Genomic DNA, 19,581 nt, shown 5'->3' with positions numbered 1-19,581 from the left:
GCTTTCTGATATTTGAATATATTACGGCTTCATAGATCGAACATATTTAAACACCCCTTGCATATGAGGACTGCTTTGCTGGTACCTGGTTTAGTTGGTAGAAGGATTTCCCTTTCATGGTTATTATTCGTTGCCTGTTTTGTAGGCGGAGCGCTTGAAGCGGCCGCGCAGCAGATCTGGTTTGCAAAGCCGGCGAGTCATTGGGAGCGGGAGGCATTGCCGATCGGTAATGGCCGGATGGGCGCTATGTTGTTTGGCGGAGTGGGTAAAGATCATATCCAGTTCAACGAGCAAAGCTTGTGGAGTGGTGATAATAACTGGGATGGAAAGTATGAAACGGGTGATCGTGGTTTTGGTTCGTACCGGAACTTCGGCGACCTGTGGGTGGAGTTTAATGACAGCAGTGCGGTGACCAATTACAAGCGTAGTCTTGATATCGGTACCGGTGTGCATACCACGACGTTTCAGCGCGGTAAAGTGCAATATAGACGGGAGGCGTTTGCGAGCCATCCCGGCGAACTGATGGTGTTTGCCTATAGTGCCAGCGGTAAGGTGTTGTCGGGCGCTATTTCGATGACTTCGGCGCAGGGGGCTGTCCCTAAAGCCGACCGTAATACTTTATCCTTTGAAGGGGTGATGCCGAACCAACTGGCCTATGCAGCACGATTGCTGGTGATGCATACCGGCGGTACGGTCCGTGCTTCCGGTGATCAACTGGTATTTGATCATTGTAAGGAGATTGTCATTTACTTGGATGCGCGTACGGATTACAAGCAAGATTTTTTAGCGAACTGGAGAGGGGAGGCGCCGGAGAAACAGATTGCGCGTGATTTCGCGAAGGCCACCCTGAGTGGGTTGAACCACCTGCCAGCTACTCATAAAGAAGATGTTGCCCGCTTGATGGGTGCCGCTTCGATCGATATCGGTAAGACACCTGACTCCATTGCCAGGCTCCCTACGAATGAGCGGTTGGTGAAATATGCAGCGGGTGGCGTTGATCCGGACCTTGAAGAATTGTTGTTCCAATATGGCCGTTACCTGTTGGTGAGTTGTTCGAGACCGGGTGGTTTACCGGCCAACCTGCAGGGGCTATGGAACAATAGTAATTCGCCGGCCTGGTCCAGTGATTATCATAACAACATCAATATTCAAATGAACTACTGGCTGGCCGAGCGCACCAACCTGTCGGACTGCCATTTACCCCTGATCGACTATGTGGTGGCGCAGGCCGAGCCTTGTCGCATTGCCACGCGGAAGGCGTTTGGCGCCAATGTACGGGGCTGGACGGCGCGCACCAGTCAGAGTATATTCGGCGGCAATGGCTGGGAATGGAATATCCCTGCGAGTGCCTGGTATGCGCAGCATTTGTTTGAGCATTGGGCGTATACGGCGGATACGAACTACTTGCGCAAGACGGCGTACCCCATGATCAAAGAGATCTGCGAATATTGGGAAGACCGCTTGAAGAAACTTCCCAATGGCTTATTGGTAGTGCCGGAAGGATGGTCGCCGGAACATGGGCCGCGGGAAGATGGTGTGATGCACGATCAGCAGATGGTGTGGGACCTGTTTCAGAACTATATCGAGGCCGCAAGGGTGTTGAAGATCGATCAGGATTATGTTGCCATGGTAACGGATATGCAAGCGAAACTGGCGCCCAACAAGATCGGTAAGTGGGGGCAGTTGCAGGAATGGCAGGAGGATCGTGATGATCCGGATGATCAACACCGGCATACTTCGCATTTGTTTGCGGTATTCCCGGGGCGGCAGATCAGTGTGGCGCAAACGCCTGAACTGGCGGCAGCGGCTACTATATCCTTGCGCAGCCGCAGCGGCAATTATGGCAAGAACATCAATACGCCTTTTACTGTTTCTTCAACAGTAGGCGATAGCCGTCGTTCGTGGACCTGGGCCTGGCGTTGTGCTTTGTGGGCCAGGCTGGGCGAGGGGGATAAAGCCGGTTTGATGGTGCGTGGTTTGCTCACGTACAATACACTGCCCAATCTGTTTACGAATCATCCTCCCTTTCAGATAGACGGCAACTTTGGCATCAGTGCCGGTATGGCTGAGATGCTGTTGCAAACCCATGCGGGAGAGATCAGTCTGCTGCCGGCCATTCCGGTTGCCTGGGCGAAGCAGGGCTCGTTTAAGGGCCTGAAAGCCTGGGGCGGTATTAGGGTTGACTGTACCTGGAAGGATGGCAAAGTAGTTTCCTATTCGATCCGTTCTGTGCAGCCGCGCAAAGTGTGGGTGCGGGTGAATGGAGAGAAGAAAGAAGTGCTAACTGTCCGACTGAATTGATCGTGCCCAGTTGCCTTCCAGGTAAGTTAATACAATCCAAGGTTGCCATCATGAATCGAAACAATGAGACCAGGAGAGCATTTTTTAAGCAGTCGGGCCTTGCCGCTGCCGCTATGCTCTTCGCCAACAGCCCGGTGTGGGCCAGGATTTTTTGGAATAGGACTACGGGGCTGTTGCCGCCTTTGCACAATATTCCGGCAGATAAAAAGCTGGACCCACGCTGGGTGAAATCGCTGTATCAGCGGGGACAGGTTACGACCTATCGTAAATCGAAAAACGAACTGGCCTTCATTGGTATGCCGGCGGGTGGTCTGCACGCCGGCACGGTTTACCTGGGTGGCGATGGCCGCCTGTGGTTGTGGGGCATTTACAATGATGAACGAGAAGGTGTTGACCCCAAGACCGTTTTGTGGAACGATGGGACTGCTGAAAGAAAGATCCGGAACCGGGACGGCGCCAATTATATAGAGCCCACCATTGCCGCCAATAAGAGAGTGCTGGAACAAGGGTTTGCCATAAAAATACTGCTGCAGGGCAAAACGATCATCAAGGAATTAAAAGAAGAGGACTGGGAGGATATCCAGTTTGAAGCCAGTTATCCGGTTGCTACGATCCGGTATATCGATAAAAACTTTCCGCTGGAGGTGGTGGTGCAGGCTGGGGGGCTATTCATTCCCCTGGATGCGGAAAACTCTTCGCTGCCCGCTACTGTTTATTCCATTACACTTATCAATAAGGGCCAGCAACTGGTGAATGCTGCGGTGGTTGGCTGGTTTGAAAACGGTGCGCATAAGGTCACTGCCCGTGATGGTGATGGTATGCGAAGAAATACTGCCATCCGGCACGAACATTACTGTGGTGTGTTTGCCGATTTTAAGGCTACTAAAGAGGAGGCTGCGGCACAACGCGATGCCGGCAGCACCTGTATCATATATGTTGGCAACGGAGGCACCGTTAGAACGAATGCTGAACCCTGGCCGGTGGATCGTTCTTTGTTTGACCAACAGGACGAAACTACTGCCGAGAAACTACCTTCGGATAAATTGGTGGGCAGCACAGCCGCTGCCGGCGTTATCGGTGGTGGTGAAACGATGGTAGCGAACTTTGTGTTAAGCTGGCATTTCAACCACCCGCTTAGCAAAACCAATAAACTTGCTGAAGCGAGGGATGGTTATTACTACGGAAAGCGGTTCAGGGATGCGGCTTCCGTGGCTGCTTATATTGCCCCGAACTTTGATTCATTGCACCAGCAAACGCTGTTGTGGCAACATACTTTCTATGATTCTACCCTGCCTCACTGGTTCCTGGAACGGACTTTCCTGAATATCGGCACCCTGGCTACGGCCAATACCTACCGGTTTGCCAATGGCCGTTTTTGGAGTTGGGAAGGGGTGAATGCCTGCGAGGGTACCTGTACCCACGTGTGGCAATATGCGCAAGCGATGGGCAGGATCTTCCCTTCGCTGGAACGGGATACGCGGGCGCGAACAGACCTGGGCATTGCGTTGCAGGAAGACGGCGGCATCCTTTTCCGGGCGGAGTATGAAAACCGGCCGGCTATCGACGGTCAGGCCGGTAGCATTCTTCGTATTTACCGGGAACACCAGATGAGCGTTGATAATCGTTTTCTTACCGCCAATTGGCCCGGCATCAAAAAGGCGACTGTGTTTATGCTGACACAGGATAAGAACGGGGATGGCATGACCGATACCCCGATGGAAAATACGCTGGATGCTGTTTGGGAAGGAGAGGTCGCCTGGATCGTAGGGCTTTGCATTGCTGCTGCGAAGGCTGCGCAACTCATGGCTGATGAGGTGGGTGATGTTGCCTTTTCAAAAGTGTGTGCAACTTATGTCGAGAAGGGGTGCAGGCATATGGGTAGTGAGTTATTCAATGGTGAATACTTTATTCATCGCCCCGATCCGGTATCGGGCAGAAAAAAACTGGGGTCTTACAATACCTGTCATATCGACCAGGTGTATGGTCAAAGCTGGGCCTGGCAGGTTGGTCTGGGCCGGCTTTGGGAGAAAGAAAAGACATTATCGGCGCTGCGGTCTTTGTGGAAGTATAATTTTACGACTGATGTGGGGCCGTACATTAAAACGCATATGGGGGGCAGGCCCTATGCCGTGGCTGGTGAAGGCGGTATGGTCATGAATACCAATCCGCACAACGAACCAGCTCCCTATGGCGAGGATGTGACCTGGCAATTGGGTTATTTTCATGAGTGCATGAGTGGGTTTGAGCACCAGGTGGCGAGCCATATGATGGCAGAAGGAATGACGGACGAGGCGATGGTGCTTACGCGGGCTATTCATGACCGGCACCATGCTTCGAAAAGGAATCCGTTCAATGAGATCGAATGCAGTGATCATTATGCCCGGGCGATGGCCAGCTATGGTACATTTATCACCGCTTGCGGGTTTGAGTATCATGGTCCGAAGGGGTATATCCGGTTTGCTCCCCGCTGGAATAAGGAGCACTTTAAAGCTGCCTTTACTGCTGCTGAAGGCTGGGGCAGTTACAGTCAATCGATCAAGGGCAATAAGCAACAATGTACCATTGCTCTTAAGTATGGAACCCTTCAACTTAAAAGCCTGTCCTTTGAACGCAAAGGACTGCCGAAAACCGGGTTGGTGTCTGTAACTGTCGGTAAAAAAGTATTGGTTGCCAGGTTTACTTACCTCACAGACGATATTGTTGTGGCCCTGGAAACACCGGTGCAATTACAGGCCGGGGAAATGCTGGTGGTGACAGTTGGATAAAACACCGACACATCAACCACCGAACGATCCGGTGGCTGATGTATTTTAGAAATTACTTGGGTTAGTTGAAATAAGGTTATGGGTTCATCTCAACCAGCACGACCTTGCCAGGCGCTGCGCCGAATACACTGTATTTATTGCCGGCCATAGGCGTTGATGCGGCAATAGCGCTGATAGTGTTGACATCAAACACGAGTTCTTTACCGGGTATGGGGGTGAGGTTATTATCCAGGCGAACTGTAAAAGCCTTGCTGCCACTTGTGCCGGTAATAGTGCCGGACAGTGCGTAGCCGCCACCGCTCAAGGCAATGATGCTGGTAGCACGATCACCTTTGGTTCTGTCAAACAGCCATTCTTTACCGACTGCTTCCAGGTTATTGTCGAGCATCGTGCAATAAATATCACTGTCTGTTCCACCTTTGTTGATCTGGCCTACCACCAGGTAACCTCCATTGATAGCCAGCACGCGAGAAGCACTTCCATTTTTACCCTCATAAGCTGCCGCAAACGACAGGTCGTTGGTAAGCTTGTACAGTGTAGTCTCACTATTGCTCACTCCGGCAACTATGACGGATTCGTCGGGTGCAATGTACAGGTCGTTTACCTGATTGAAGATATAGGGGACATCGTTCACTTTATTCAGATCGAAGTCATATTTAAGCATGCTGTTTTGGAAGCTACCGGTGGTAGAACGGCTGTACACCAGCACGATACCGTCTTTTGCACCGGCCACTGCCTGCGTTGATTCGGTGTAATCGATACCGTGATCTATTTTCATACCTTTTACGATCTCAAAAGTGGGTGATAGCCTGGCCAAATAAGCGCTCCAGTTGGAAAGTCCGGTTTCGATCGTTTTGATGTTGAGTGCCAGTGCAAAGCCGCCGCCTGGGATGGTATCGATATCCGACAGGTTGGTGATTTCCATGCCCGCCAGTTCCAGGGTTTTCTGTGCCACGACCGATTGGCCGTCTTTGGCTATTTTGATCAGGTTGTATTTGTCGTCTGTACGTGTTACAAACAGGTAACCGTCGTTGAGTAACAGCATCCTTTGCACGTTGGCGGCATTGATCTGCTGCACTTTCTCTACCAATCCTTTCTGCGTGATGTTTATCGCCACGTCCTGCACATCGGTGGCTTTGAGTGCGAGGGCAGCCGTGCGTGCAGTCTCTCCCGCATTCATGGCCACGGTTAGTTTGATGGTTGCGTTTCCATTGCCTTCTGTAGTGGGCGTTGTGAGCCATTCGGGCAGGCCACTTAATTTCCAGTCTGTATTACTCGTGATGACAAGTTCCTGTTCTCCGCCGGATGTAATCGTTTCAAGGCTGAGTAGGTTTACACTCAGGTTGTACTTTGAGCTGGGCTCGTCGTTGTTTTTTTTACAGGCTGTGAAGGCGCCTACTGCAGTGAGGAGCAATCCCAGCTTCCAGGATGGTACGATAGATGGTTTCATTGAACTTGTTTAGCCCCATAAACGTATTGTTCTGCGTAAACTGCGGGTTGAGTGGGCAGAACGTAAGGCGTTCAGCGCCGACTGTATAAATCGGTGGGTTAAGCGTGGTTTAATTGGCCTCTGTCAGGCTGCAAAGGTGCCGGTTAATCGTTTATTAATCTTTTATTATTCCCACCCAAGTATCTTCTGTTTGTTGAACGCAGCATACTGCGTTGGCACGATCGCACATTCTTAATCATCAAAAACTTGTCGTATGAATCACGCTTTCATCAGCCGTGGTATCGTAAAGGTATCCTGCTGCTCCTTACTTTTCGTCGTAAGTTCCTGCTCCCGCAAACAAATCGTTACTGAAGTAATTTCTGCTCCAAACCCTGTGGCTTCCCAGCCTGTTTCTAAAAGCCTGCGCTCTGCGGCGGGTGATGTAGTGGGCAAACTGACCACGGGTTACCAGGGATGGTTTGCGGCGGCCGGCGATGGCTCGCCCTACAATAGCTGGCAACACATGAACCTGGAGTCGTGGCCGGAGTGTAGTGAGTATACTACTACCTATTCCAACATCACCTTTAACCAGGATGGGGTGGTGCAAACGGGTTTTACGGGTAACCTGGGTAATGGGCGCCCTGCCAGAATGTTCTCTTCTTATGATCAGCAGGTGGCCAATACGCATAGCCTGTGGATGCAGCAGCATGGTATCGATTGTATGGCTTTGCAGCGCTTTGGCAGTGCGATCGTGGTGGGTAGTGTGAAGAAGGCGCAGTTTGACGGTATTGCCACGATGATGAAGAACGCTGCGCAGACCTATGGCCGCAAGTTCTACATGATGTACGATTGCAAGGCCACCGATCCTATCGATACGGACTGGTCGAACACGATCACGGGCACACTGAACCTGACTGCGTCGCCGGCCTATGCCAAACAGAACGGCAAACCGGTGGTATGTTTTTGGGGTGTAGGCAAATCAGACAGGGGCGCTGCGGCCGACTGGTTGGCGAAGATCAACTGGTTCAAGGCGCAGGGCTGTTATGTGATCGGGGGTACGATGGGGAACTTTACGACGGATGCCGCCAATGTGGCCGTGTATGAAGCGCTGGATATGATCATGCCCTGGTGGGTGGGCAAGCAATCGAACTTCCAAACCTCTTATACGAGTGACCTGGCCTGGTGCGATGCGCGCAATATCGATTACCAGGGTTGTGTGTATCCGGGTACGGCTTTCGCCAATACGAATGGACAGGCTGTGTCGCCGCGTAACCAGATCAAGCGGATGTATGGCAATTTCATGTGGCAGATGTTTGCGGGCATCCGCAATGCGGGTGTGCAAAGCGCTTATGTGGCGATGTTCGATGAGGCGCAGGAGGCTACCAATATTTGCAAGAGTGCGGAAACGGCTGCCGATATACCGGCCGGCAAGTATTTCCTGACGCTGGATGCAGATGGGGTGCAGGTGTCTTCGGACTTTTACCTGCGGCTCGTCAATAACGGACAGAAGATGATGAAGGGTGTTATTCCCTACCAGGCTACACATACCACGAAGTATATGATCTCTCCCGATCGCTGCGATGCTACGACGGGCTGGGTATCGGCCAATACGTTGTCGGTGAATACTACCGACTTTAAAGAGGGCGCCGGTTCGCTGCAATCGGTGGGCAGTGGTACGGACGAATTCAAGAAGGTGCTGCCTGTGTACAATACCGGGGCCGTGCCGGCTACGGGGTATATCCGGTTCTGGTATTATGTATCTGATATAACTAAGTTCAGTGCATCGAACCAGATCGAGCTGGGCAGTGGTGGTGCCCCGGATGTGAGTGAGTACAACTGGAATATCGGTACGCTGGTGAACGGGTGGAACCTCATCACCAAAACTTTTGCCACGGCCGGCAATACGGGTGGTGTGCCCAATTTAAGTGCGATCAACTGGTTCAGGATCTATCATGCCAAGACAGGTAGTGTTACCACGCGGGTAGACCGGATCGAGATCGTGCCATAGGGTTACTGCTGTTGATTTGCGGCAGGATGCAGTAGGATGGGTGCTGTTTGAAATGGGTTATATTGCGTGGTATGATTGCTTCCACTTACTTGCTTCGACTGCTTCCTGCCGCTCTTTTGTTGCTGCTGGTTGGCGCGGGTGCCTGCTTTGGGCAAACTCCAATTGGTCAGTCTGCTGCGTTACCGGTGCGGGAACGCATCCGCCTCAACGATGGCTGGCGCTTTATCCGGTATGCCGATACAACGGATCAACTCATCTATGATGAAAGGCCGGTAACGGGTTACCGGAATGATAATATTGTGGCGGACACGCGGGCGACGGAATCGGGGCGGGTAGTTTCATCCGACCGGGTGCTGAAGCCATGGATACTGCCTACGGCGAATGTTTTCATCAAGGATCCCGCGAAGCGTCATCACCGACCGGCGGGTGACCCGGGCCGTGATTTTCCTTTTGTACAACATGATTTCAATGACCGGACCTGGGAGCTGGTGAACCTGCCGCATGACTGGGCGATCAACAAACCTTTTTACAAAGAGGCCAATGCGATCGTGGGTGGTGGTATGGGCAGGCTGCCGATACAGGGCGTGGCCTGGTATCGAAGGGCACTGAGCGTGCCCGCTGCGGATAAAGGCAAAGTTATTTACCTCGATATAGACGGGGCCATGTCGTATGCCATGGTGTGGCTGAATGGACACCTGGTGGGCGGATGGCCTTATGGTTATAATTCTTTTCGACTTGATCTGACGCCTTATGTGAACTATGGCGGCAACAATCAACTGGCGATACGGATCGATAACCCGGCGCAGTCATCGCGCTGGTATCCGGGTGCGGGTTTGTACCGTAGTGTGTGGCTCACGAAAGTGCAGCCGGTGCATGTGGCGCAGTGGGGGAGTTTTGTGCGGACGCGAGAGGTGTCGGCGAAGTCGGCGACGATCGAGCTTGATGTGGAGATAGCGAATCAGGCAAGCAGTGCAGCGGCGTTGGAACTGGCAACGGAAATATATACGTATGATGCGCTGAAAGGACGTGTGGGCAATAAGGTGGGTGCGTTTAAACGAGTGCCTGTGCAGGCGGCTGCGGGACAGCGTACGAAGGTGAGCGGTTCGGTAGTACTGCAGAATCCTTTGTTGTGGAAGCCGTTGCCAGCTAAAAAGCCTGCTCTGTATGTGGCGGTATCGCGGTTGTACGACGGTAGTAAACTGATCGACGAATATGAAACGCCTTTTGGTGTGCGCTCCATTGTGTTCGATGCGCTTAAGGGCATGTTGGTGAATGGGATGCCGGTGCGTATGCAGGGCGTGAACCAACACCATGACCTGGGTGCGCTGGGTGGTGCGTTCAACGTGCGGGCTGCGGAGCGGCAACTGGAAATGCTGGCCGAGTTGGGCTGCAATGCTATCCGGCTGGCGCATAATCCGCCTGCGGCGGAATTGCTGGACCTTTGCGACCGGATGGGCTTTCTCGTGATCGATGAGATCTTCGATTGCTGGGAGAAGGGCAAGAATCCGTTGGATTTTCATTTGATCTTCTCTGACTGGTATGAAGCCGATACGCGTTCTTTTATGCGGCGCGACCGCAATCATCCTTCCGTAATTGCCTGGAGCTTTGGCAATGAAGTAGGCGAGCAGTATACGGCCGATTCCGGTGCTGCGGTGGCCAAAATACTGTATGATATTGTTAAAGAAGAAGATCCTACAAGGCCGGCTACGGCATCGATGAACTATGCCAAACCGCAGATGCCTTTCCCACGGGTGATGGACATCATAAGTTTAAACTACCAGGGTGAGGGTATCCGCGATGCGCCGGCCTATGCTCACCTGAAAGGCATCCGCACCACGCCTTTGTATCCTGCTTTCCAACAACAGTTCCCCGATAAAATGATCTTCAGCAGTGAGACCTCGTCGGCGCTGAGCAGCCGGGGTACGTATATATTCCCGGTTACGGGTGGTGTGAGTGCGCCGGTAAGCGATTCGACGGGTGGTGATCCACGCAACCAGTTTGTAAGTGCGTATGAGCTGTATACGGCGGCTTTTGGTGCGTCGCCTGATAAAGTATTTGCTTCGCAGGACAAGCATCCTTATGTGGCTGGTGAGTTCGTATGGTCGGGCTGGGATTATCTCGGTGAGCCTACGCCATACTATGGGGCCAGGAGTTCGTACTCGGGTATCATTGACCTGGCGGGCTTTAAGAAAGACCGGTTTTGGCTGTACCAGGCGCGGTGGCGGCCGGATTTACCCATCGCGCATATCCTGCCGCATTGGACCTGGCCCAATAGGGTAGGGCAAGTGACGCCGGTGCATGTGTTCTCTTCGGGTGATGAGGCGGAGTTGTTTGTGAATGGTCGCTCACAGGGACGCCGCAAACGCGGCGCTTATGAATACCGCTTCCGCTGGGACAGTGTCGTGTATGCGCCTGGTGTATTGAAAGTGGTGACCTATAAGCGCGGAAAACCCTGGGCCAGTGAAACGGTGCGTACAGCGGGTGCGGCGGTGGCTTTGCAACTGGTGGCCGACCGCTCTTCGATCAAAGCTGATGGAGACGACCTGGCTTTCATTACAGTTCGTGTGACCGATGCCGCGGGTAATATTGTGCCGGATGCTGCGCACCTCATCCGCTTTAGCGTGGAAGGTGCGGGCGAGCTGGTGGCTACGGATAACGGCAATGCTGCGGACCTGGTTTCGTTTGCTTCGCCTGAGCGCGCAGCCTTTAGCGGGCTGGCGCTGGCCATCGTGCGGGCGAAGAAAGGTGCGCCAGGTGCTATCCGTATAAAAGCTGTTGCCGATGGGTTGAAGGTGGGGAGTGTAGTTGTTCAAGGGGTACGGTAGTACTGACATGACAGGCTTTAAGTGCACGGTTATTATTGTCTCTCTTTTACCGATATCGGATATGCTTTTGCCCTGAAGTCGAGCATGGGATCGGCGGTCTCTATACCATCGGGTATATTGCGCGGATTAAATGCGAGGGCTTTGTCTTCTGTAGTCGTATTCGCTGCCAGGCGGTTGACCTCGATGGTGCCCAGGAATACGCGCTTCCTTGTGTTGGGCCAGGCGATGGAGGGATCTTCTATCTTATCTTCCGGCGCGGCAATCACTGCGTATAGTTTGAAACGGAAGGGGTGTTTTTTTACCCGCTCGGTGATCTCTTTTGTCAGGTAGTTGCTATCGGCCTTCGCAATCTGCTCTGGTGTTAGTATCGATTCTCCTCCTTCCGGTATAAATTGGTATCGAACAAAAAAAGACTTGTCTTTACTGTTGGTGAACTTGAAACTGTTGACGCCGAAATAGGTGATGGTGGCATAACTGGCGGGTGTTCGCTGTGTGGTGAGGAAGGTTTTGGCCAACGGATGGGTAGCCAGAAAACTCTCCAGCGCCGTCGGCTTTGCTGCTCCGGGACCACTGGCTGCTATGGACAGGAGCAGTTCGCGAAACTGATCGGAGTTGGCTGTCGGGAATCCGTTGAAACTATGGCCAACGATATCTGTAAAATTACCATCTGGTGTGGTGAATCGTATGGCAAGTCCTCTTGGATTGGCGGGGCCGGCATTATCTGGTATGTCGGGTATACCGGTAAAATCGGAGAAGCGGATCGTTACCTTGCTGTTGGTATGCTGCAAGTGAAATGCCTTAGTGACCGAAGCGGCTTCCTTCGCTGGTGTAAAAGTTCCTTCCAATATGATCCCTTTGGTGTGTACTGCCCGGGCCTGGTGTTTGCCGAAGGTGGTGTGCAACGCGTCTACCAGGTCGGCGGGCGTGTGCTGTAAGGGTGGTGTTTGCGCTGCTGCATGCATGGTCATCATGCCCGCGACCAGCGCCTGCATGACGATGAGTTTGCTTTTCATGTTCGTACTGTTTAGTTGATTTTTCTGTTGGTGTAATTACAGTACGAAATTATCCCTGCGGAACAGGGACTTCAATGGCTATAAGTAAGGTTCCATTGTATAATTTACAAAGTACTCAGGATAGCGTTTTGCGAATGCCCAGTTTTTTCATCTTCGAGTGGAGCGTAGTAGGTGGTATATTCAACACTTCGGCCGCGCCTCCTGCGCCACGTACCCGGCCGTTGCATTTTCTCAATACATACAGGATGTATTCCTTCTCATTTTCGGACAAGGGGATGAGGGGCCGGTCATTGCTGCTGTGCATCGTTGGTTCTGCCGGCTGCAGGTGCACATCGGTAATGGTGTCGCCGGTGGTCATGAGCACGGCCCTTTCGATGATGTGCTCGAGTTCGCGTACGTTGCCGGGCCATGGGTAGGTTTGCATTTCGCGTACGGCTTCAGTAGAAACACCGGTTACCTTGCGGCCCATCTTTGTTGAGAACTGCTTCAGGAAATGCCCTACGAGTTGGGGTATATCTTCCTTTCTTTCTCTTAACGGCGGCAGGTTGATGGGGAATACGTTGAGGCGATAGAAGAGGTCGGCCCGGAAGCGGCCCGCTGCAACTTCCTTGCGCAGGTCGCGGTTGGTGGCGGCGATGACGCGTACGTCGGTCTTAATGACCGTTCTGCCTCCAATGCGTTCGATCTCTTTTTCCTGCAGGGCTCTTAACAGTTTAACCTGTAGTTCGGGCAACAGTTCTCCGATCTCATCGAGGAAAAGGGTGCCCTGGTGTGCGAGTTCGAACTTGCCGATACGGCGATCGAGTGCGCCGGTGAAGCTGCCGCGTTCATGGCCGAACAATTCACTTTCGATGAGGCTGGGCGGCAGGGCGGCACAGTTGACGCGTACGAGCATTTTGTCTTTGCGGGGTGATTGCTGGTGTATGGCGCGTGCGATGAGTTCTTTACCCGTTCCTGTTTCTCCCTGTATGAGCACAGTGCTGTCGGAGGAAGCTACGTTGCTCACCAGTTTCATTACTTCCCGCAGGCCATTGCCGGCCCCGATCATGGCTTCATAGGCAGTGGTAGTCGTTCTGATCTGTTCGTGCAGGTACTGGTTCTCCTGTTCGAGCCGTGCTTTGTACCGGTCTATCTCGTCGAGCTGACTACTGATCTTTTGGTAGGCGAGTATGTTGGCGAGGGCGATGCCCACATAAGAGCAAACTGCCTGGATCAATTTCAGTTCACGGGCGGTGAAGATGCATTTGGTTTTGGGGAAAAGGGCTGCACCTCCGATGCACTCGTTGTTCAGGTACAGTGGTATGCCGATCAACTCTACGATCTGCAAGGATGCCCAGAAGTCGACATAGAATGGCTTGTTGGTACGGCTCACCAATTCGCACATATCGAAGAATACGGGTTCTACCGATGTCTCTATTATATTATAGATACCGTCGTTGATGAAATAGTCCATGGCCGATCCGCGTGCAAAGTCGGGGTGCGACATGGTTTCGGGGCTCACTGTGTGCACATAACAGCGGTGGGTGAGTTTGTTGTCATCGTTGAGGCAAACCATGATCTCGGTATTGCGGAGCAGGCTGGCCAGCCGGTTGCTGACGATGGTTTGTACATCTGCGAGGGTGCGGCAGGAGGTAATGTCCCTGCTGAGGGAAAGCAGTAGGGCATTTTCTGCTTCGATGGTGAGGTCTTTAATGCTGCCGGTGTGCGTCAATTCCATATGCAGTCGTAAGTCAATACAAGGTACGATATTTCATCTTCGGCGTTCGCCGAAAGGCGAAATGTCGTCGCCGTTAATTGGGTGAATTTGTTATAAAGATTTGGTTATTAAGATACTGTAGTTGGGCATGCCGTTGGATCAATCTTGCACAATAACCCAAAACGCCTGTCATGAAATCCGCCACTATTATTCCGATACAACAGCTGCAGCGTACAGATATTGATTTTCATGTTGAACGATTGGATGCGACGGCTCCAGAATTGTTGTGCGGGGTGCACACGCACCAATACTTTGAACTTGTATGGATCGTGGAGGGGGATGGCAAGTATGAAGTGGATTTCAAGCAATATGTGATCAAGCCCAATAGTCTTTGTTTTATAAGGCCCGGTCAGGTGCACCGGTTTTTGCTGGATGATGTGCAGGAAGTTTATTCGATCTGTTTTACGGATGCGTTTTTTGCGGCCAGTGAGAGTGAGTCGGACTGGATCTCTATTGCGGGGTTGAAGGCCATTTTTGCGGACAGGCCTGTGATGCCGCTGCAGGCGGCGTATGTGGGAGATATGCGGGATGTGGTTGGTAAGCTGCTGAAGGAGTTTGCAGCGCGCGATGAATTTCGATTGTTGCTGTTGTTGAAATACTTCCGGATACTGCTCATTTATTTGTCTCGCTTGTGGGGTGGGCAGCAGGAGCAGGCACCCTCGCCCGAGGCGGTGGTGGTGCGTCGGTTTATGGAGTTGCTGGAAAAGCGGTACCGGGAAACCAAGCTGGTGACTGCTTATGCTTCTATGTTGTCGGTGACGCCCAACTACCTGAACGGGATCGTGAAGCGCAGCACGGGGTATCCGGCGGGGTATCATATCCGGAAGCGGGTGATCCTGGAAGCGAAGCGCATGGGGCATTATTCCGAGGCGGGCATGAAGGAGATCGCTTATGATCTTGGGTTCAATGATTCGGGGCATTTCAGTAAATACTTCAAGAGCTTCTGCGGTACGAACTTTACGACGTATATGAGCCAGGTGTATGAAAAACTGGCTGTGGGCGGGTGAGTTAAGGGGTGAGCCCGCACAGGGGCAATTCGATGACCGTGCGTTTATGTTGGGCGAGGTGTGGTCCTTCTTGTACCCGTTGGCTGTTATTTGATAGGATATGTTGCCGGTGGTTCCGATGATCCGGTGGTGATATTTTTGACGTGCCATAATTTTAAGTTTTTAAACGTGAATGAATAATCGGTGTCATGACGAGCGCTTGATGCAAGGTTACGATGTTGATACAGCCACCTTGTCGTATTTCGGAACATCGTTCCTAAAATGGTACATTCAGTTGGAATTGGGTGAAGGATCGGTCGGCATCAGGGTTCGTTCAAAGTGTTATCAAGACTTGACCGGGAGTTACCCGGGAGTTGGTCGGGAAGTACTCAGGACCTACTCACAGGTTGATCAGAATAGCATCAGAAGGTGATCAGGACTTGATCAGGCCTTTATCAGCCGATCATCAAGGAACGATCAGGCAATGATCAGGGAATGATCAGGCAAACGAGGTTTCAAAATGTGGCAGCTGTTGTTGTGTAAAAAATAAATATTGCCCGAGGCGGTTAGGTTTTGGTGTGTTTTGTGTTGTATATAGTGAGAGGTGTTGTGTTTGGATTTATGGGGTAGCTTTTTTGTGGGTCGCACCAAGGAAGGGGAAAATTCTGGCGATTTACCCCAATGATCAACTGGTATCTGGCGGAGTTTCTTCGTTTTGAAATGGCCTACGGCTATGGCAAGCTGGACCGGTTTAACCTAAAAGGATCTACACAGATCTTCCAAACACGCATTCAGTTCCTGATCAGGTAGTAATCCTCCTAACACCTATATAACTGTTAATTTGACAATTTATCGGCGATCCTGTACAGGTTGCTTACAATTTCGTTTGTACAACTCTTTTTATCCGCCAGGGGCGGATATTGCCTGTATAGCGGCTGGGTTTTTGAAAATGAATGCGTTGTGAGTGGGTTGCCTACTATTTCGAAGTGCGTTAAAACATTCTTACTCTCCTTTTGGCGATTCGTGCCATGTATGCCGGTTTCACCATTGTAGTTTTAATCTGTTGAATTTTGTGCTCCGTGCCATGTGATCGGCTTACTGCTTTATGCCTTACTAAAATTGCTTTATAAACTCTAAATGATTGCTTATGATCCTCCAACTCCTCTCGGGTCCGCCAACTTCCGGACGCCTCCTTTTTCAAACATCTTTAATAGCCAGCAGCCAGTAGTTTTTCAATAAGCTAGCGGCTTTTTTTATTGCTCTGCAACCTGCTGCCCGCCGGCGCTTGTGGCAGACAGGCGGCTGTATAGGCTGCCGGGACGCTTATTGCCCTCACCTAATTTATCCACTTTTACAATGTTCAAAATGATCTTTAGCCAAAAGTCATGGAAATGGCTGCTACTGGTAGCCCTAACGCTGCCGAACCTATTCGCCTGGTCGCCACTGCGAGCGCAGGACGCCCGTGTGGTACAGGGCGTGGTGCTGGATGAAAAGAAACTGCCTGTTCCCGGCACGACCGTATCGGTGAAACAGACGGATATTTCCACCAGTACCACCCACGAAGGCCGGTTTTCGATCCGTGTGCCGGCCGGCAAGCAGGTCCTGGTGTTTACCTATGTGGGCAAGATTGCCCAGGAAGTGAATGTCGGTAATCAGCCCAATGTGTCGGTGATACTAAAAGACAGCGTCATTGGCCTGGAAGATGTGATCGTAGTAGGATATGGCCGGCAAAAAAGAGAAAGTGTGGTGGCTGCCGTGTCGCAGACTACCGGCGCCGTACTGGAAAGGGCGGGCGGTGTGTCGAACATCGGGGCGGCCCTGACGGGCAATGTACCTGGCCTCATCACGGCACAAAGTACCGGCCTCCCCGGCGAAGAAGATCCGCAGATCATTATTCGCGGCCGGAGCACGTGGAATAGCAGCAGCCCGTTGGTATTGGTAGACGGCGTAGAACGTCCCATGACCAGCGTGGATATCGGTTCGGTAGAATCGATAACTGTTTTAAAAGACGCCTCGGCTACGGCCGTATTTGGTTCGCGCGGCGCCAACGGCGTTATTCTTATTACCACCAAGCGCGGCAAAACGGGAAAAGCGTCTATCCGGGCTACGGTGAACACGGTGGTGAAATCACCTTCCAAACTGCCGGGTAAGGCGGATTCTTATGAGTCGCTGCGTACCATTAATGATGCGATCGAGTACGAGGTGGCCCTTAAGCCCGAAAGCTGGAATCAACATACCCCGCTCGACATTATTAATAAATACAGGAATCCGGCCAATCTTGAAGAGGCCGAGCGCTATCCCAATGTGGATTGGGCCAAGACTTTGTTCAAGGACTATGCGATGTCGCAAAATGCGAACCTTAACATCAGCGGCGGTACCCGTTTCGTCAAATACTTCACCAGCGCCGACTTCCTCTATGAGGGCGATCTTTTCAAGGTGCCGGACAACAACCGTGGTTACGAGCCCGGTTTTGGTTTTACGCGTGCGAACGTGCGTACCAACCTTGACTTCAACCTCTCGCCGTCTACACTCTTCAAAGTGAACCTGAGTGGTTCATACGGTGTAAGAAAGAGTCCCTGGGGTTTTACCGGTAACCAATATGGTCCTTGGATCGATGCTTATACTACGGCGCCCGACGTATTCCTGCCAAAGTATTCGGATGGCAGCTGGGGTTATTTTGCGCCGAATGAAGGCCGTGCGGAGAACTCGGCCCGCAGTGTGGCGGTGGGAGGCATCCAGTACCAGACCACTACCCGTATTACGACCGATTTTGCGCTGGAACAGAACCTGGATATGCTGGTAAAAGGGCTGCGTTTTAACGGTACCGTTTCGATGGACAACACTTTTATTGAAAGCGACCGTGGGGTCAACGATCTTTTTAATGGCGTACAGCGGAAGTGGATCGATCCCGAAACCGGTTTTGTTTCTTATAAGGAAACCAAGGACCCGCCCACCGGCTTTGATTTTCAGGAAGGCGCCAAATGGTCGCCGGCCGCAGGCTCTGTAACGGGCAATCAACGCCGCCTGTTCTATCAGCTTCAATTGAATTATGCCAAGACCATTGCGCGCAAGCATGCCGTTACGGCTATGGGCCTGTTGAACAGGAATGTTACCTCAAATGGCAGCGAGATACCTTCTTACCGGGAGGACTGGGTGTTCCGTACTACTTATACCTATGATGGTAAGTATACGATCGAATACAACGGCGCCTACAACGGTTCGGAAAAGTTTGCGCCCGAATATCGTTTTGCTTTCTTTTCGTCGGGCGGGTTGAACTGGATCGTGACCCGGGAAAACTTCATGAAACGCATTGGGTTTCTCGACCTGCTGAAATTGCGTGCGTCTTACGGACAAACCGGTTTTGATAACGTGGGAGGCCGCTTCCTCTACCTGACGGAGTGGGCCTACGGCGGCCGCTCGCGCCTTGGCATGACCGGTGAAGGCGCCGAACAAAGCCCCTTCAACTGGTATCGTGAAACAGCCGTGGGCAATCCAAACGTTCAATGGGAGCAGTCGGAGAAATACAATATAGGTGCAGACGTTGAAATGTTCAAAGGCCTTATCAGAGCCAAGGCAGATTTCTTCCAGGACAACCGCAGTAAAATTTTGATGGGTACCCGCACTTCGGTGCCATCGTATTACGGGGCCAACCCACCGGTGGCCAACCTGGGGAGCGCCCGGTCGAGAGGGTATGAATTGGAACTGCATGTGAACTACCTCGCCACACGCAACCTTCGCCTCTGGGCCGACCTCAACATGACCCACACGCAGAATAAGGTCATCAATGGAGACAATCCCGAGCTGTTGCCCGACTACCAGAAGTCGGATAATATGCAGATCGGCCAAACTTATTCGTACGTGAGCCAGGGTACTTACAATACCTGGGATGAGCTGTATGGCAGTACTATTCACAATGCGAACGATAACCAGAAGCTGCCGGGCAATTATCATATCGTCGATTACAACGGTGACGGGATCATCGATACGCGGGACAATATCCCTTACGGGCACAGCAACTGGCCGGAGAACACCTACAATGCAACACTTGGACTGGATTGGAAGGGGCTCACCTTCTTTGTGCAGTTCTATGCCGTCAACAATGTGACGAGGCAGGTAGTCTTCAACAGCCTGGGATCGCAGAATCATGTGGTGTACGACGAAGGGAGTTATTGGTCGAAGGATAATTTCAATGCCGACGTACCCATGCCGCGCTGGCTCTCTACTCCCGCCGGTTATTACCGCGGCACTCAATACATGTTTGACGGTTCGTATGTACGGTTGAAGAATGCGGAACTCGCCTACACGTTCGGCAACGGGCTGGTAAAGCGAATAGGCCTTGCCTCGCTGCGTATATACCTGAACGGAAATAACCTGGCGGCGTGGAGCAAGATGCCCGACGACCGCGAGTCGAATTTTGCCGGTACGGGCTGGGCTTCGCAGGGCGCCTATCCTACCGTTAAGCGCTATAACCTCGGTGCCAATATTACTTTCTAAACGT

10 protein-coding genes are annotated in these 19,581 nt (G+C 52.1%); 7 read left to right on the top strand and 3 right to left on the bottom strand.

What is annotated here, in order from left to right; translation table 11 throughout:
* The first annotated feature begins 63 nt into the window (after positions 1-63).
* Both P2H89_RS24515 and P2H89_RS24510 read left to right on the top strand, forming a co-directional pair.
* Complete coding sequence (locus tag P2H89_RS24515; protein WP_275831949.1) at positions 64-2,301, top strand: glycoside hydrolase N-terminal domain-containing protein; 2,238 nt, start codon at positions 64-66, stop codon at positions 2,299-2,301.
* A 50-nt stretch (positions 2,302-2,351) separates the two neighbouring features.
* Positions 2,352-5,066 (top strand): GH116 family glycosyl hydrolase, encoded by a 2,715-nt coding sequence (locus P2H89_RS24510; protein WP_275831947.1) that lies wholly within the window; start codon positions 2,352-2,354, stop codon positions 5,064-5,066.
* A gap of 76 nt (positions 5,067-5,142) precedes the next feature.
* Here P2H89_RS24510 and P2H89_RS24505 read toward each other — a convergent pair whose 3' ends face one another.
* Positions 5,143-6,516, bottom strand: a complete 1,374-nt coding sequence (locus tag P2H89_RS24505; RefSeq protein WP_275831945.1) for a BACON domain-containing protein — start codon at positions 6,514-6,516, stop codon at positions 5,143-5,145.
* 253 nt (positions 6,517-6,769) lie between these two features.
* Between P2H89_RS24505 and P2H89_RS24500 the strand changes: the two genes are divergently transcribed.
* Positions 6,770-8,503: a glycoside hydrolase family 71/99-like protein gene (locus P2H89_RS24500; RefSeq protein ID WP_275831943.1), complete on the top strand. Its 1,734-nt coding sequence runs from the start codon at positions 6,770-6,772 to the stop codon at positions 8,501-8,503.
* A 71-nt stretch (positions 8,504-8,574) separates the two neighbouring features.
* Positions 8,575-11,328, top strand: coding sequence for a beta-galactosidase GalB (gene galB, locus P2H89_RS24495; RefSeq protein ID WP_275831941.1), 2,754 nt, complete (start codon positions 8,575-8,577; stop codon positions 11,326-11,328).
* A 32-nt stretch (positions 11,329-11,360) separates the two neighbouring features.
* Here the strand turns inward: galB and P2H89_RS24490 are convergent, their stop codons facing one another.
* Entirely contained in the window at positions 11,361-12,341 is a 981-nt protein-coding gene (locus P2H89_RS24490; protein ID WP_275831939.1) for a catalase family peroxidase, read from the bottom strand.
* 115 nt (positions 12,342-12,456) lie between these two features.
* Positions 12,457-14,058: a sigma 54-interacting transcriptional regulator gene (locus P2H89_RS24485; RefSeq protein WP_275831937.1), complete on the bottom strand. Its 1,602-nt coding sequence runs from the start codon at positions 14,056-14,058 to the stop codon at positions 12,457-12,459.
* 170 nt (positions 14,059-14,228) lie between these two features.
* Between P2H89_RS24485 and P2H89_RS24480 the strand changes: the two genes are divergently transcribed.
* The 3 genes from P2H89_RS24480 to P2H89_RS24470 all read left to right on the top strand — a co-directional run bounded on the left by P2H89_RS24480 (position 14,229) and on the right by P2H89_RS24470 (position 19,577).
* Positions 14,229-15,104, top strand: a complete 876-nt coding sequence (locus P2H89_RS24480) for a helix-turn-helix domain-containing protein (protein WP_275831934.1) — start codon at positions 14,229-14,231, stop codon at positions 15,102-15,104.
* 660 nt (positions 15,105-15,764) lie between these two features.
* Positions 15,765-15,893 (top strand): hypothetical protein, encoded by a 129-nt coding sequence (locus P2H89_RS24475; protein ID WP_275831932.1) that lies wholly within the window; start codon positions 15,765-15,767, stop codon positions 15,891-15,893.
* Between the two features lie 546 nt (positions 15,894-16,439).
* Positions 16,440-19,577, top strand: coding sequence for a SusC/RagA family TonB-linked outer membrane protein (locus P2H89_RS24470; protein WP_275831930.1), 3,138 nt, complete (start codon positions 16,440-16,442; stop codon positions 19,575-19,577).
* Positions 19,578-19,581 lie beyond the last annotated feature (4 nt).

The sequence above is a fragment of the Paraflavitalea sp. CAU 1676 genome (genome assembly GCF_029223285.1).
Lineage (GTDB): Bacteria > Bacteroidota > Bacteroidia > Chitinophagales > Chitinophagaceae > Paraflavitalea.
The sequence above is the reverse complement of the archived record's forward strand: the minus strand, read 5'-3'. Positions and strand labels throughout refer to the sequence as shown.